Source organism: Sandaracinaceae bacterium (genome assembly GCA_020633055.1).
Taxonomy (GTDB): domain Bacteria; phylum Myxococcota_A; class Polyangia; order Polyangiales; family Houyiibacteriaceae; genus JADJJE01.
Genome location: JACKEJ010000005.1, coordinates 664,310 through 677,605 on the forward strand (window position 1 = coordinate 664,310; position 13,296 = coordinate 677,605).

General features: G+C 69.7%; 12 protein-coding genes and 3 tRNA genes. 8 read left to right on the top strand and 7 right to left on the bottom strand.

All coding sequences use genetic code 11. The annotated features are described in order from the left end of the window. Positions 1-90: 90 nt before the first annotated feature. The gene (locus H6726_07650) at positions 91-1,581 is read right to left on the bottom strand and encodes a YifB family Mg chelatase-like AAA ATPase (protein MCB9657506.1); all 1,491 of its coding nucleotides are present in this window, start codon (positions 1,579-1,581) and stop codon (positions 91-93) included. A gap of 177 nt (positions 1,582-1,758) precedes the next feature. Between H6726_07650 and H6726_07655 the strand changes: the two genes are divergently transcribed. The 5 genes from H6726_07655 (at position 1,759) to H6726_07675 (ending at position 3,462) form a co-directional block, all read left to right on the top strand. Continuing rightward, entirely contained in the window at positions 1,759-2,475 is a 717-nt protein-coding gene (locus H6726_07655) for a hypothetical protein (protein ID MCB9657507.1), read from the top strand. Positions 2,476-2,499: 24 nt separating this feature from the next. Further along, positions 2,500-3,051 (top strand): TrmH family RNA methyltransferase, encoded by a 552-nt coding sequence (locus H6726_07660; protein ID MCB9657508.1) that lies wholly within the window; start codon positions 2,500-2,502, stop codon positions 3,049-3,051. A gap of 70 nt (positions 3,052-3,121) precedes the next feature. Further along, positions 3,122-3,196: transfer RNA gene (locus H6726_07665), tRNA-His, on the top strand. Positions 3,197-3,302: 106 nt separating this feature from the next. Beyond that, positions 3,303-3,376: transfer RNA gene (locus tag H6726_07670), tRNA-Arg, on the top strand. 13 nt (positions 3,377-3,389) lie between these two features. Further along, positions 3,390-3,462 (top strand) — tRNA-Lys (locus tag H6726_07675). Positions 3,463-4,139: 677 nt separating this feature from the next. Here the strand turns inward: H6726_07675 and H6726_07680 are convergent. The 4 genes from H6726_07680 to H6726_07695 all read right to left on the bottom strand — a co-directional run bounded on the left by H6726_07680 (position 4,140) and on the right by H6726_07695 (position 8,754). Next, positions 4,140-5,201, bottom strand: a complete 1,062-nt coding sequence (locus H6726_07680) for a hypothetical protein (protein ID MCB9657509.1) — start codon at positions 5,199-5,201, stop codon at positions 4,140-4,142. Positions 5,202-5,299: 98 nt separating this feature from the next. Beyond that, complete coding sequence (locus H6726_07685) at positions 5,300-6,733, bottom strand: hypothetical protein (GenBank protein ID MCB9657510.1); 1,434 nt, start codon at positions 6,731-6,733, stop codon at positions 5,300-5,302. Between the two features lie 130 nt (positions 6,734-6,863). Beyond that, on the bottom strand, positions 6,864-7,310 hold the full coding sequence (gene arr / locus H6726_07690) for an NAD(+)--rifampin ADP-ribosyltransferase (GenBank protein ID MCB9657511.1): 447 nt from the start codon (positions 7,308-7,310) through the stop codon (positions 6,864-6,866). A 52-nt stretch (positions 7,311-7,362) separates the two neighbouring features. Then, positions 7,363-8,754, bottom strand: coding sequence for a right-handed parallel beta-helix repeat-containing protein (locus H6726_07695; protein MCB9657512.1), 1,392 nt, complete (start codon positions 8,752-8,754; stop codon positions 7,363-7,365). 216 nt (positions 8,755-8,970) lie between these two features. Between H6726_07695 and H6726_07700 the strand changes: the two genes are divergently transcribed. Then, a complete protein-coding gene (locus H6726_07700; protein ID MCB9657513.1) occupies positions 8,971-9,705 on the top strand; it encodes a glutathione S-transferase family protein in 735 nt (244 codons plus the stop codon). A gap of 69 nt (positions 9,706-9,774) precedes the next feature. Here H6726_07700 and H6726_07705 read toward each other — a convergent pair whose 3' ends face one another. Then, on the bottom strand, positions 9,775-10,401 hold the full coding sequence (locus tag H6726_07705; protein MCB9657514.1) for a TetR/AcrR family transcriptional regulator: 627 nt from the start codon (positions 10,399-10,401) through the stop codon (positions 9,775-9,777). Between the two features lie 91 nt (positions 10,402-10,492). Between H6726_07705 and H6726_07710 the strand changes: the two genes are divergently transcribed. Both H6726_07710 and H6726_07715 read left to right on the top strand, forming a co-directional pair. Next, complete coding sequence (locus tag H6726_07710) at positions 10,493-11,764, top strand: DUF2236 domain-containing protein (GenBank protein ID MCB9657515.1); 1,272 nt, start codon at positions 10,493-10,495, stop codon at positions 11,762-11,764. Positions 11,765-11,783: 19 nt separating this feature from the next. Further along, positions 11,784-12,380 (top strand): DUF4334 domain-containing protein, encoded by a 597-nt coding sequence (locus H6726_07715; protein MCB9657516.1) that lies wholly within the window; start codon positions 11,784-11,786, stop codon positions 12,378-12,380. A 103-nt stretch (positions 12,381-12,483) separates the two neighbouring features. On the opposite strand, the gene H6726_07720 is transcribed toward H6726_07715, so the two are convergent. Beyond that, positions 12,484-13,098: a hypothetical protein gene (locus tag H6726_07720; protein ID MCB9657517.1), complete on the bottom strand. Its 615-nt coding sequence runs from the start codon at positions 13,096-13,098 to the stop codon at positions 12,484-12,486. Positions 13,099-13,296: the final 198 nt, after the last annotated feature.

The window sequence follows — 13,296 nt, forward strand, 5'->3', positions numbered from 1 at the left end:
TGCGGACACGCCGAGTCTCGTGGGGGTCGCTCACGCTGACGCGCGGCAGAGCCCTCCCCTGCGCCCGCAGATGCGAGCGCTCGTGGCCACCTACGGCGCGCGGCGGTCCAGCCGGCGGTACTGCACGGCCTCCGCCACGTGTGGGGCCTGCACCACGTCCTGCCCTTCGAGGCGCGCGATGGTGTGCGCCACGCGCAGCGCCTTCACGTAGCCGCGCGCCGAGAGCCCCAGCTTGGCCACGGCGCGGTCCAGCAGCTGCACGCCGCGCGCGTCGGTCCGGCGGTGCAGCTCGGCCAGGTCTGCGTGCGGCGCAAGAGCCCCCGCGCGCGCCACCGAGACGCGCTCGCGGATGGTGATGGAGCGCTCGCCGAGCTCGGCTTCACGCAGGTCGCGCGCCCGCACGCGGGGCACATCGACGTGCATGTCGAAGCGGTCCAGCAGCGGCCCCGAGACGCGCGCACGGTAGCGCGCCACCTGCTCCGGGGTGCACGCGCAGACGCGCTCCACGTCGCCCGCGAAGCCACACGGACACGGGTTCATGGCGGCCACCACAAGCGGGTCCGCCGGCATGCTCACCCGGCAGCGGGCGCGCGCGATGCTCACGGCCCCCGACTCCATGGTGGTGCGTAGCGTCTCGATCACGTCGCGCCGGAACTCGGGCAGCTCGTCCAGGAAGAGCACCCCACCATGCGCCAGCGTCACCTCGCCGGGCTGCACCGGGTCGCCCCCGCCGATCAGCGCCGCCGCCGAGGCCGTGTGGTGCGGCGCGCGGAAGGGGCGCCGCACGGCCGCCTGCGACGCGCCCGTGTAGGCGCCCGCCGCGCTCGCCACGGTGGCGATCTCCATGGCCTCCTCGGGGGTGGGCTCGGGCAGCAGCGTCACGAGCCTCCGGGCGAGCATGGTCTTGCCGCCCCCAGGCGGCCCCAGCAGCAGCAGGTTGTGCGTGCCGGCCGCCGCGATCTCGAGCGCGCGCCGCGCCCCGCTCTGGCCGCGCACGTCCGCCATGTCGGCCCCCTCGGGCACCTCACCCTCGGGCAGCAGCGCGCGCGACTCGGCCGTGTGCAGGCTGCGGTGGCCGTTGAGGAAGCCCACCACGTCGCCCAGGCGCTCGGCCACGAACACGTCGATGCCCGTCGCGAGCGAGGCCTCCGCGGCGTTGGCCAAGGGCACGATGGCTCGCCGCAGCCCCCGCTCGCGCGCGCCGCGCAGCTGGCTCAGCACGCCGCGCACCGGCCGGATGGCCCCCGAGAGCGCCAGCTCCCCGAGCAGCAGCGTGCCCCGCAGCGCCTGTGGGTCCACCGCGTCGCAGGCCGCCTGCACCGCCACGGCGATGGCCAGGTCGTAGCCCGCGCCCGTCTTGCGCAGGTCACCCGGCGCGAGGTTGAGCACCAGCGCCCGCGGAGGCAGCTTGAAGCCCACCGCCGTCAGCGCCGACTTCACGCGCACGCGGCTCTCACGCACGCCGCGCTCAGGCAGGCCCACGATGTCGAAGCCTGGCAAGCCCGTGCCGACCTGCACCTCCACCTGGACGGGGTGCGCGTCGATCCCAATCAAGCAACCTGCGTGTGCGATGGCGACCATGCACCCCCCTGTTTCACGCCGCGTGCCACCCTCGCCCCGCGCGCGGCGCCCACGAATCACCACGGATCCGAGCCCCAGACGCGCCTCCTACCCCACGCGCCGCCGCCACCCGGGTGGCGCCCGCCGGCGCTCGCGAGCCCGCTGCACCGGCGGGCGCGGTGCTATGGTCCCGGCACCATGTCGGAGCTGACCCGTCTCGACCCGCTCAAGATCCTGAGCACCGCGGAGCTGCTGGCGCGCCGCATCCACGAGCGCTTCCCGGAGAGCGGGCTGTCACGCGTCAGCCAAGAGCTGGTCACGTTGGCCTCGCACGCCAAGGAGACCAGCGAGTGGATCGAGCGCCCCAACATGAAGCTGCGCGCGCTCAGCGTGGCGGTGGTCACGCTCATCGTGGTCGTCAGCGTTGCGGCCGTGGTGGCCACCGTGCGCGCGGGGCACCAGAGCGCGACCTTCGGGCTGCCCGAGCTGGTGCAGGTGGCGGAGGCCGGCGTGAACGACCTGGTGCTGCTCGGCGCCGCCATCTTCTTCCTCTTCTCGGTGGAGCGCCGCGCCAAGCGCGCCAAGGTGTTCCAGGCCGTGCAGCAGCTGCGGACCCTCGCGCACCTGGTGGACGTCCACCAGCTCACCAAGAACCCCGACGCGCTCGAGGCGGACTACACCAGCACGGAGAGCTCGCCCGTGCGGCGCATGAGCCCCTTCCAGCTCAACCGCTACCTCGACTACTGCACGGAGATGCTCAGCCTCGTCGGGAAGATCGCCGCCCTCTACTGCGAGGGCTTCGACGACGAGGAGGCGGTCGAGGCCGTGACCGACCTCGAGCAGATGACGATCGGCCTGCAACGCAAGATCTGGCAGAAGATCGTAGTCTTGGATCACCACACCACGAGCGAATAGCCCCCCACCCCCCCCAAGGAGCTTATGGCGCACGTCCCCCCCTTCGACATGCCGCGCAGTGAGATCCGCGACACGCTGGACACCATCCGGCACCCGTTCCGCGTCGCCATCGACCGCGCGAAGAACCCGTTCAACATCGGCGCGATCATCCGCACGGCGCACTCCTTCCTGGCGCGCGAGATCATCCTCATCGGCTCCGAGCCCTGGTACCCACGCGCGGCCATGGGCATGCAGCGCTACGAGAACATCGTGGAGATCCCCAGCAGCCAAGCCTTCGTCGACAAGGCGCGGCAGGAGGGCTGGCCCATCGTCGCGTTCGAGAAGGACGCGTCCAACGTGGGGCTGTGGGAGGCCGAGCTGCCCGAGGACGCGGTGCTGGTCTTCGGCAACGAGGACGACGGCTGCGCGCGTGAGGTGCTGGACGCGGCGCAGCAGGTCGTGGCCATCCCCATGTACGGCATCAACCACAGCTACCCGATCGCCGTGTCCGCGGGCATCGGCATGGCCGAGTGGGCGCGGCGCCGCTACCAAAACGGGTGCGTGGTGACGCCCACGGCGCGTGTCACAGCGGGGTGAACGGAAGGGGGCGGGATAGGACTTGCCAAGTCGTCATCCGCCGCTATAGTCCGCGCCGTCCTCCCTTCTGGTGGGTGTAGCTCAGTGGTAGAGCACTGGATTGTGGCTCCGGGTGTCGCGGGTTCAAGTCCCGTCACTCACCCCAGAAACCCGCCGAGACCCCTCGGCAACTTTTCCTTGACATCGCTTAACTTTCGCTTCACGTGGTGGCGCCTCGGCCTTCCCGGAGACCGAGACGCGACCTCGCGATTGCACCCGTAGCTCAGCTGGATAGAGCGTCGGACTTCGAATCCGCAGGTCGTAGGTTCGACTCCTACCGGGTGTGCCCCATCCCTTTCGGGTCATTAGCTCAATCGGTAGAGCAGCGGATTCTTAATCCGTTGGCTCTCGGTTCAAGTCCGAGATGACCCACCCAGCCCCTTGGTGCATTGCACCAAGGGGTTTTCTTCTTCCGTCAGCGGCTACGAAATGCCCGTGCGTCGTGGGCGCGGGCCCTAGCGAGCCCAGACCGCCTCTTCACGTGCCTTGAACCGCCCACCGCCCTCGCTCAGACTTTCGGCATGAGCGCCCCGGGAACGAGAGACCCAAGCACAGCATCCACGTGAACATCCCACTCAGTCACCCCCCGGCGATGCACGTGCGACGACGGCTAGGAATCGGGCTGTCTCTATTCCTTGTCGCGTGTCCGGCGCTTGAAGAGACGCGAGGTGAAAACGGTGTCCTCTCCTTCAGTCGTTTCGACTCGGCTGACTGCCCGTCGCAATGCACCGTGCCTCCTGAGATGCCAACACGTACGACTTGGCACATCGCGGTCCGTTCTGACGACCCATTCGACGGCTCACCTGATGGAGTGGGGGTTACTCTCGGAGACTGGGAGCTTGCCCATTGGTGCCGGTCTGGATCGCGGAGTCAACGGCTAGAAAGTCCTGATGCGATGTGCGGTGGGACAGTCTACTCGGTGCTGACGGTTGACGTTCACTCCGCCGATGAGGCGAGCGCGGCCGAGCTCGCGATTCGAGACCCTGGTGGGGCCGTGATCGATCGAGTGACGTTCGATGTCGTCGTGGAGTAGCAGCGGGGGAGACCCCTCAAGGGGCAACGCGCGTGGCGGTGGCCGTGAGTCCGAACGAGAGCGCCGTGCACTGACCGTCAACCTGCACGTCGTACCGTGCCTCCAGCAGCGGCTCGATGTCGTCGAAGGTGACGTCATCCTGCCGTGTCGCCAGCAGCTCCATGACCGCCGCCTCCAACGACGAGCGTTCGAGCGCGCCGCTGATGACCACGTCCGTGAGTGAGTCCGCCCCGACGATGCCGGTGGCGACGACGTTCGTGAGCGCGAGGGTGAGGTTCACGGTCTCGGTCCCCGTCGCGTAGGGAAGCATCAGCTCCACAGTGGGACGCCGAGCTCGGAAGCGGCCGCTCCCATCCAGGACGCCGAGGAACTGGCCCACCGCGAGAGGATCGCCTTCTTGGTTCTCCCACTGCAGCACGACACAGTTGGTGCCCACACCGACGGACACGAAGAGCTGAAGCCCCTCGCGGATCCCCTCCTGCAGGTCGATCGGGTCGACGACATCCACCGCCAACAGGTCGGTGGCGAGTCCAATGAGAACGTTGTCGACTGAGCCAACGAAGTCCGGCACCCCGCAGCGGTCGCCAGCATGGTCCACGTCGTGTCCGACCACGCTCCCCTCCTCCGCCTGCTCGGGCGTGGGAATGAGCAAGGCGTCCAGTCTGTAGCGCACGCTGTCGCCAACATCGGCCCCGCAGCCGTGAGCGCAGGCAACCCCATCGCCGCCATAGTTGGGCAGGCACGTGCAGGTATAGGCCGCCGCCGTATCCGTGCAGGTCGCGTCCGGCGAGCAGTTGTGCGTGCCCAGGTCGCACTCGTCCGTTTCGACGATCGAGGTGCACGTGCGCCCGTTGCCCGCGTACCCCGTGGGACAGGCGAGGCAGAGCACCTCGCCCGAGCTGCTGGTTTCGCACGGGACCATGGGGGTGATGGAGCAGCCGCCGTTGTTCACGGCGCACGTAGCGCTGGCGGCATGGTCGGCCGTCCCGCTGTCGAGGGACGCCCCTGCGTTCCCACAACCCATCACGACAACACTGGCGCCCACGACCAGACTGAAGAGGGCCTTGTGAATGGTCATGAGTCTCGTCTCCACGCGTCCTCGCCCTCCCAGTCTAGCGCACAGGATGCTCAGTCAAGAGCGCAGCGAGTGAGGCGCGCTGCGGGCCGCGTGGTTTGCTATGGGTCGACCGTCGCGGCGCCCAGCAGGCCGAGCGAGATCCCGGAGCACGCGGGGTCTTCGTCAGGGATGTCCACGTCGCGCAAGCCAGCGACGATGGCGTCCACGGTGGGCTGCAGGTCCGCGTGGTCGAGCTGCCCCAGCAGTACCTGCAGCGCGTTTCTCAAGCGGTAGTGGACGAGGGTGCCGGCCAGGACGAGCTCCGAGATGCCCGCGGGGCCTTGTCGTCCCGAGATCACCGCGTCCCGCAGCGGCAACGCGAGCATGGTGGTTCCTTCGTCAGCGCGGATGGGCACGGCCAAGGCGAGGTGCTCGAACTGCACGCGAAACACCCCGTCGGCCACGGTCGCTCGCGTCGGGCCAGCGAGGACGGAGCCCGCGGCGCTACGCACCGAGACGTCGGTGATGGCGCCGCAGGTACGGACGTCGATGACGACGCCGAGGGAGACGCACTCGCTGTCCCCCTCTCGACACGGGAGGGCGGCGTCCAGCTCGGCGTCGAGGTCGAGCGGCGTCTGATCGCGTAGCTGAGCTTGCAGCTCGACGAACGCGTTGTCGACACCGCCCGGGTAGTCGGCGTGACCGCACGCGTCGTCCACGCCATCGAGGTCCAAGCCTACCGCGCCGACGAGCGCGTCCTCGCGCGACGGAATCATCAGCGACGAGACCCGGTAGCTCAGCACCGGCGTGTCATCCGGGCAACGTGGCGGGCCACAGACGTAGCTGAAGTTCGAAGGCGTCGGCGAGAACGCACCCGAGCCCAGCTCCTGGTGGAGGTTGCACGACTGGTCTGCGGCACAGTCCGCGTTGCTCCGACAGTTCGCCGTGATGCAGTGGAGGTTGCCGGCAAAGGGGACCGTCGGGAGCGAACCGACGATGGGCGCACACGCGTGCCCCGCGAGGCAGTCGTCGTCGGTGAAACACTCGTCGTAGACACAGCCCCGTGAGCTGACCAGGTCTTGATGGCTGTGTGCGCACTGCCCGTTGACACCATCGCGGCAGTCGTCGTCCTCGTCGCAGCTCTCGAACGTCGCGGGCACTGGGGGCCCGAGCTGACCGGCATGGCGGCAGATGGGGTACGCAGGCACTTCATCCCGCACTTGCAACACCGGGCGTGCCTCACAGGTCGGTTCGCAGGATGCATGCGCGTGCTCGCAGCGTCCGCGGCTCTCGTAGAGCGCGTCACAGTCGGACCCCTCGCAGCCGGCGTAGCACCCGCCGTCCAGCACGGGCTCGCATGCATACCCATTCCAGGCGTAGCCCAAGGTCCTGGGCACCTCCGTCCCTCGACAGCGCGCCATGGGCTCGAAGCGCTGACGTACCGCAGGGACCACCGCGCAGTCCGCGGCGGGTGGTTGATCGCAGCCGACCGCGACCATGGACGCCGCGAGCCAAACGAACCCGAGCGCGACCTGGCACACGCCTCTCCTCATTCGTCTCCGCATCCTCACAGCCTATGTGGATCACGACGTCCCAGCCAGGATGGACGAACGGTCACTGGCTCCTTGCTCACGGCAGCGACCGTCCGCGGCATCATCGAAACGATGGATGGGGGTGTGAGGGCTACTCGTTGATCGCCTCGACGCCTTCTGCCGCGAGGCGCGCAAGACCGTCCGTCATTGCCTGGAGCTGTTCGGGCGCGTGCCCCTTCCAGTCGGTGACTTCGCCAGTGACCCGCAGTGGAGCCCGCGACCGGTACGACCTGGTTGGGTTGCCGGGGAACTTCTTGTCCGTGAGGTTCGGGTCATCCTCGACTGGACCCGTGGGTTCGACGATGTAGATGCGACCCCGGCCATCGCCGATCGCCAGCTCGGCGCCCCACGTGGCCGCATCCAGCGTCGCGGTGAAGTAGACGAACGCGGCGCTGTCCCGGTTGCCGTAGTTCGATCGACGACCGGGCTCGACGAGGTCGCCTGGCTTCAAGTCGGCCTTGGTCCCGTGGAGGAAGCCCTCTTCCCCACGGTCGTTGGTCCACACCTTGAACGGCTCGGGGGCAGGAGGCGTCACCATGTCCAACTCACTCATCCAGGATCGGCGGACGCGGAATGACGCCGCGCCCGCCCTACAGCTCCACCGGGACCAGCGCCGGTGAAAAGCTCGTGCAGCCGTACGCGAACAGCTCGTCGCTCTCTAGGTACAAGATGGGCGCGAACGGGGGCGCGGCGGCCTGGCTCTCGACGTCGATGTTGACGAAGGTGGAGCCGTTCTCGCCCACGCAGATGTTGGCGTCGTTGGAGGTCATGGACCCGTCCGCGGCGTTGAACATGGACTCGCCCAGGCCATCATAGAGGACCGCGGCCGGCGTCGCCCCAGCGTACGCGCCCGAGATGAGCGCGCCGAGCTGGCGCACGATGTCGTGGCGCGTCTGCGTGCGGATGTGCGTGTTGTTGCGGACGACGATGTCCGTGACGGCGAAGTTCACGACCGTCCCAGGGGTGGCCCCGGCAGGCAGACCCAGCTCGGCGAAGTCGCCCACGATGTTCGCGGGGGTGAGCTCCCACGCGGCCTCGGACTGCTCGATCAGCAGGCCGCTCGCGATGGCGATGTCCTGCGCGAAGTTGGCGTCGAAGGTGTTGCCCTCGACGATGACCCGGCGCGAGGACGCGATGACGAGCCCGAGGCCCGCCGGCACCAGCGAGACCGTGCCGCCCGGCGAGAAGTTGCGGCCATTGTTTCCTCGCGCGGTGTTGTCGTGGATGTGTACGTCGCGCCCGACGACCGGGTTGCCCGGCAGGTCGTAGACGAGGAAGCCCATGGTGTTGCCCTCGGCGTGGTTCTCGTACACGTCCGCGTACTCGGTGTTCTCGATCTCGAGCCCCGCCACGTTGTTGGTGACGGTGTTCCTGCGCACCACCACGCGATGGCACTGGCCCACGTAGAGACCAGCGTCGGAGGCGTTGACCGCCTCGCTGTCCTCCACCAGCACGTCGAAGCATCGCACGGGATAGATGCCGTACGCACCGTTCGTGCTGCGCCCGGGGTTGGTCCAGCTGGAGCGGATGCGCCGGAAGGTCACACCCGTGCTGGCCTCCACGCGAATGCCGTCCTTTGGCGCGTCGAGCACGTGCAGGTCTTGCACCAGAAAGTCGTCCGAGACCACGTCGATGCCGTTGGACTGCGCGGCGTTCCCGGTGAAGACGAGCACGGTCTCGTCCATACCCTGGCCGACGAGGCGGACGCCATCCGCGTCGCGGATCGTGACCTGGTTGTCCATCATGAAGGTGCCAGGCCCTAGGATGATGGTGGTGTCGTCCTCGAGCGCATTCGCCGCGGCGAGCAAGCCAGCAGCGTCCCCTCCCTCGATCTCGACACAGTTGGCGGTGTCGAAGTCCGAGCAGTTGTTGGTTGCGAATGTCCCGCCATCGTCACCGCAGCCAATGGCTGCGACGCCGAACGCGAAGCATCCCGCCGCGACCTTCGTCACGCGCACGAGTGAGGAGAGGTAGACCATCATGGAGTTTGCCCTGAGCCTTTCTGTGAGCCGTGTCGGATCGCCTGGAATCACCGTGCAACGCCACCGTTCCTGCACGCTGCTCTCCCCGAGATGGTCGCCCGCCCCTGCGAAACACGCAACCGTGGGATCGACGCCTCGAACGTCGTCGCGTCTTGGGGGCAACCACGGGCGCGCCGAGGCATGGCGCCCCCCACGCGCCCATGGCACGACCAGTTCGTGAAGCTCTACATCTTCCCCATCAGCCACTTCAGCGAGAAGGCCCGCTGGGCCTGCGACTACCACGGGCTCGACTACGAGCTGGTCAAGCTGGTGCCCGGGCCGCACATGCTGACGATGAAGCGCCTGGGGGTGCGTCGCACCACGGTGCCGGTGCTCGAGGGCACGGGGCAGACTCCCATCCAGGGCTCGGACCGCATCATCGCGCACCTGGACGAGCGCCACGGCGGCCCCGGGCTCACGCCCCGCGACGCGGGCTGGGAGGACCTGGTGAAGCGCGCGGACCTCGACCTGGGCGAGGGGCTGCGACGCATCTTCTACGCGAGCATGATGACGCGCGACGGCGTCATCCCGCTGTGGGCCGAGGACGGCGCGTGGTGGGCGAAGCCCGTGCTGCACGGCGTGTTCCCGGTGCTCGCGAAGCGCGTGACGCAAGCCTATCGCCTGTATCCAGACGACGTGGCCGTGGCCGAGCAAGCGTTCGAGGCGCTGTGGGTGGAGCTCGAAGCGCAGCTGGGCGACCGCCCCTACCTCTACGAGGACCGCCTGACGCGGGCGGACATCACCGTGGCCAGCCTGCTCTCGCCGCTAGTGGGGCCCGCGCAGCACCCCTTCCCGTGGTCACGCCACGCGCACGTGGACGCGCTGCTGCCGTTCGTGGCGCGCTACCGCGACCGCCCGCTGTGGCGCTACGTGGAGGCGCTGTACGCGCGCGACCGGCACACGGCGCGCTGAGTCGAGCTGGTGGGCGATGGTATGGAGGGCACCTGGCTTCAGCCTGGTGCCCCCCTATCGCCATCAGCGTCACCGGCTGTCCACGCGCGGCGAGACCCACTCGACCACGCGGCACGCCAGCTCGTCGAGCACCACGTCGGCGTCGACGTCGGGCGGGGGCGCGAGCACCAACCGGGTGAGCGCGGCGTCTACCAGCGTCACCACTAGGAACGACACCTCCTCGGCGCGGTCCTGTCGCACGCCGTCGCCTGCCATGCGGTACGCGCCGCGGGCCAGCGTGAGGTGGCGCTCCCAGGCCGCTTCGCGGTGCGGCTCGCGGATGGACGACGGGACCTCGGCGGCGATGGCGCGCAGCAGCCCCTCGCGTGAGCGCAGAGCGGCGAGCAGCGCGGCGAGCCAGCTGCGAATGGCGAAGTCCACGGGCGTACCCACCAGCTCCGCGATGGGGCGCTCGGCGTCGGCCACGAAGCCCTCCGTCGTCTGCCGCACCACCTCGTGGACCACGGCGTCCTTGTCGCCGAAGTATTCGTACAGGGAGCCGATGCTGACGCCGGCCGCCTCCGCGATGTGGTTCGTGGTGACGGCGCCGTAGCCTCGCTCCACCAGAAGCCGAGCACAGGCCTCGACGATGGCGTCGAAGGTCACGCGCGAGCGCGCCTGCCGGGGCAGCTTCTTGGGGCTGAAATCATGGCGCATGCGGGAAACCAGGGTGGTTGTGGACGGTGCGACGAGGAGACGACGCCGGATCCGAGTAAAGCTGAGCCTTTGCTCGGATTATACTCGGACGATGACCGACGACGCTACCCCCACGCCCTCACGCTGGCAGGGCCACCGCCTGTCCGACCCGCCCGCCGGCCACGCGCGCATGTGCCGCCTGCTGGGCGTGCGCATCGACCCGGACGGCCCCGAGGTGGCGCGCGTGCGCAAGGGGCTGATGCGCGGCGACGACGTGGCCGACGCGTTCGTCGCGTGGGCGGCCGAGCAGAAGCCCGGCAAGGGGCGCGAGCTGTTCGAGCGCGCGGTCGAGGGCGGGCTGCGCGCCGTGCCCGACGCCCCCGAGAGCCTGGTGCGCTGGTTCGAGCCGCTCGAGCGCGAGCCCGAGTGGCTGGACCACGACGCGCTGCGGCTGGGCTGCGACACGGCCTGGCGGGCGGGCCCCGCGGGTGGCGACATCCTGAGCGCCATGGCGCTGATGGGCGGCTACCGCAGCAGCGCCGCCGTGAAGCCCCTCTCGATGACGGGGGCGCTCGACCGCATGGTGGTGCGGCGCATCGCAGAGACCTCGCGCTTCGTGATGGACGTCTACCAGTCGCCCTCGATGGGTCGCTTCTCGGCGGGCTTCCGCAGCGCATGCCGCGTGCGGCTGATGCACACCATGGTGCGCCGCTCGCTCGCGTGCCGGGCCGACTGGGACGAGCGCGCCTGGGGCGTGCCCATCAACCAGAGCGACATGGCCGGCACGCACCTCGAGTTCTCGGCCATCTTCATCACCGGGCTGACGGCGCTCGGCTTCCGCTTCACGCGCGCGGAGCGCGACGCGGTGATGCACCTGTGGCGCTACGTGAGCGTGATCATGGGCGTGGACGACGCGCTCTTGGCGCACGACTACCCCGCGGGGCTGCGCCACATGGTGATCCACGCGCTGACCAACCCGCACGCCGACGAGGACAGCCGCGCCCTCGCCCGCGCGCTGCACGAGATGCCGCTGCGCCTGGCCGAGACCCCGCTCGAGCGCGCCCTGGCGCGGGTGCACACGCGCTACCAGACCGCCGTGTCGCGGCTGACGTTGGGGAACGAGGCGGTGGACGACATCGGACTGCCCAAGGCGCCGCTCTACCCGGCGCTGCTCGCGCTGAGCTCGGCGCGCTTCGCCGTCGAGACCGTCCGTCAGCACGTGCCTGCGCTGCACGAGCGCGCCATCCGCCACGGGCGTGCGCTGCAGCTGCGCTCGGTGGCCGACCTGATCGGGGACGAGCGCCTGAAGTACATTCCCTACGGCGAGCGCCACGGCGCCCCCGCTCACAGACGCCCCAACACCGGCGCGGCGTCGGCCGCCTGACCGCACGGAGAGAACGCCCATGCCGAATCCCATCGAGACCAAGAAGGACGTCCCCGCCGCATCCACCAGCGCCACCAAGCCGCTCAGCTTCGCGGAGGCCGTCGCGCGCGGTCGCGTGTCGCAGGAGGAAGCGCTAGCGCTGTTCGACAGCCTGCCCGCCGTCGAGGTGGACTTCATGCTGGGCGCCTGGAAGGGCGCGGGGTTTCCCACGGGGCATCCGCTGGACGGCGTGCTCGAGCGCTACCACTGGCACGGCAAGCGCTTCGACTCGGCCGAGCACGTGCACCCGCTCGTGTTCGCGCGCCGTGATGGGAGCCTCACCCACGTGAACCCGCTCATGACCCTGCCCTCGCTGGGCATGCTGGAGCGCATGCCCGCGCTGAAGTCGGACGCGGCCGGCAGCGCGTTCCGCGCGCTGATCGGGCTGGTCTCCACCAAGCAGTCCGCCGCGCGCCTGCGCGCCACCACCTACCGCGGCGTCACCAGCGCCACCATGCAGTACGACAACCTGCCCATCAACGACGTGTTCCGGAAGGTCGACGAGCGCACCGTGCTGGGGGTGATGGACCTCAAGGGGGTGCGCGCGCCGTTCTTCTTCGTGCTGCGCCGCGAGTGACGTGCAGACCTGCCGCGGCGCATCCCCTGCGCGTTGGAGGGCGCGGGGATGATGCATGGGGCCGCCGCGTCATGGCGCCGAGCCACATGGACGCCTCGATCTGCTAGAGGCGTGTCATCACCTGCTGCGCCAGCGTCCGTAGTGCAGCGCTCAGGTCGCCCGTGTCGGCGCCCGTGCGCGCATGCTGCAAGCTCAGCTGGAGCATGGGGTTGACGCGCACGAACAGGGACTTCAGGTCCGCGACGTTGCCGGAGTAGAGCGCCTGCTGCCCGAGGCCAGGAACCGCCGTGAAGGTCTGCACGGTGTCGGCCCGGCCGACGACGGGCAGCCCCTCTACGCGTGTCGCGAGGGCCCGGTCGAAGCTCGGGTGTCCGTCGCGTCGGCGCTCGACCACGAGCTCGAGCGACACCACCGCGTCCCCGTCGCGCCAGGTGTAGCGGCAGCCCTTCAGGTGCCCGCGCGCGTGCTGCTCTTCGGGTTGAACGTCCGTCGCGTCGAGCGCCACGCCGACCTCGGCGGGGGTGAGCAGCGCACAGCCGGTGAGCGCGTCGAAGTCCGCAGAGGTCGCAGGGACCGCTGGAGCGGCGGGGGCGCCCGGCGGTGCCGCTGCGGGCGACGCGCCAGCTGCGGCGGCTGGCGCGGTGGCGTCCGGCTCGCCGCCACACGCGGTCACGAATACGAGGAAGACATGGAGGGGGATGCGAAGGTCGCGATGCATACTCGCGGCATAGCAGCCCTCGGGGAACTCGCTGCCATGTTCGTCCGCCGATCGCCCGGTGGTCGCCCAGTGTGCTGCGACGTGCGCGGCGCGCGCTGGAGACCTGCGAGCGCCGCGGCCGCCTGCCCGGCCGGGAGCGCCCTCGGTGGACCACCTCCGCGTCCTTGGCCAGCGGAGCAACCCCCTCTGGCCGCCTGC

What these genes read in the sequence shown, in the direction of transcription:
- H6726_07705 (MCB9657514.1), bottom strand. Translation starts at nt 10,401, where the DNA reads ATGCGCCATGATTTCAGCCCCAAGAAGCTGCCCCGGCAGGCGCGCTCG.
- H6726_07710 (MCB9657515.1), top strand. Translation starts at nt 10,493, where the DNA reads ATGACCGACGACGCTACCCCCACGCCCTCACGCTGGCAGGGCCACCGC.
- H6726_07695 (MCB9657512.1), bottom strand. Translation starts at nt 8,754, where the DNA reads ATGATGGTCTACCTCTCCTCACTCGTGCGCGTGACGAAGGTCGCGGCG.
- H6726_07655 (MCB9657507.1), top strand. Translation starts at nt 1,759, where the DNA reads ATGTCGGAGCTGACCCGTCTCGACCCGCTCAAGATCCTGAGCACCGCG.
- H6726_07660 (MCB9657508.1), top strand. Translation starts at nt 2,500, where the DNA reads ATGGCGCACGTCCCCCCCTTCGACATGCCGCGCAGTGAGATCCGCGAC.
- H6726_07685 (MCB9657510.1), bottom strand. Translation starts at nt 6,733, where the DNA reads ATGAGGAGAGGCGTGTGCCAGGTCGCGCTCGGGTTCGTTTGGCTCGCG.
- H6726_07715 (MCB9657516.1), top strand. Translation starts at nt 11,784, where the DNA reads ATGCCGAATCCCATCGAGACCAAGAAGGACGTCCCCGCCGCATCCACC.
- H6726_07680 (MCB9657509.1), bottom strand. Translation starts at nt 5,201, where the DNA reads ATGACCATTCACAAGGCCCTCTTCAGTCTGGTCGTGGGCGCCAGTGTT.
- H6726_07720 (MCB9657517.1), bottom strand. Translation starts at nt 13,098, where the DNA reads ATGCATCGCGACCTTCGCATCCCCCTCCATGTCTTCCTCGTATTCGTG.
- H6726_07650 (MCB9657506.1), bottom strand. Translation starts at nt 1,581, where the DNA reads ATGGTCGCCATCGCACACGCAGGTTGCTTGATTGGGATCGACGCGCAC.
- arr (MCB9657511.1), bottom strand. Translation starts at nt 7,310, where the DNA reads ATGGTGACGCCTCCTGCCCCCGAGCCGTTCAAGGTGTGGACCAACGAC.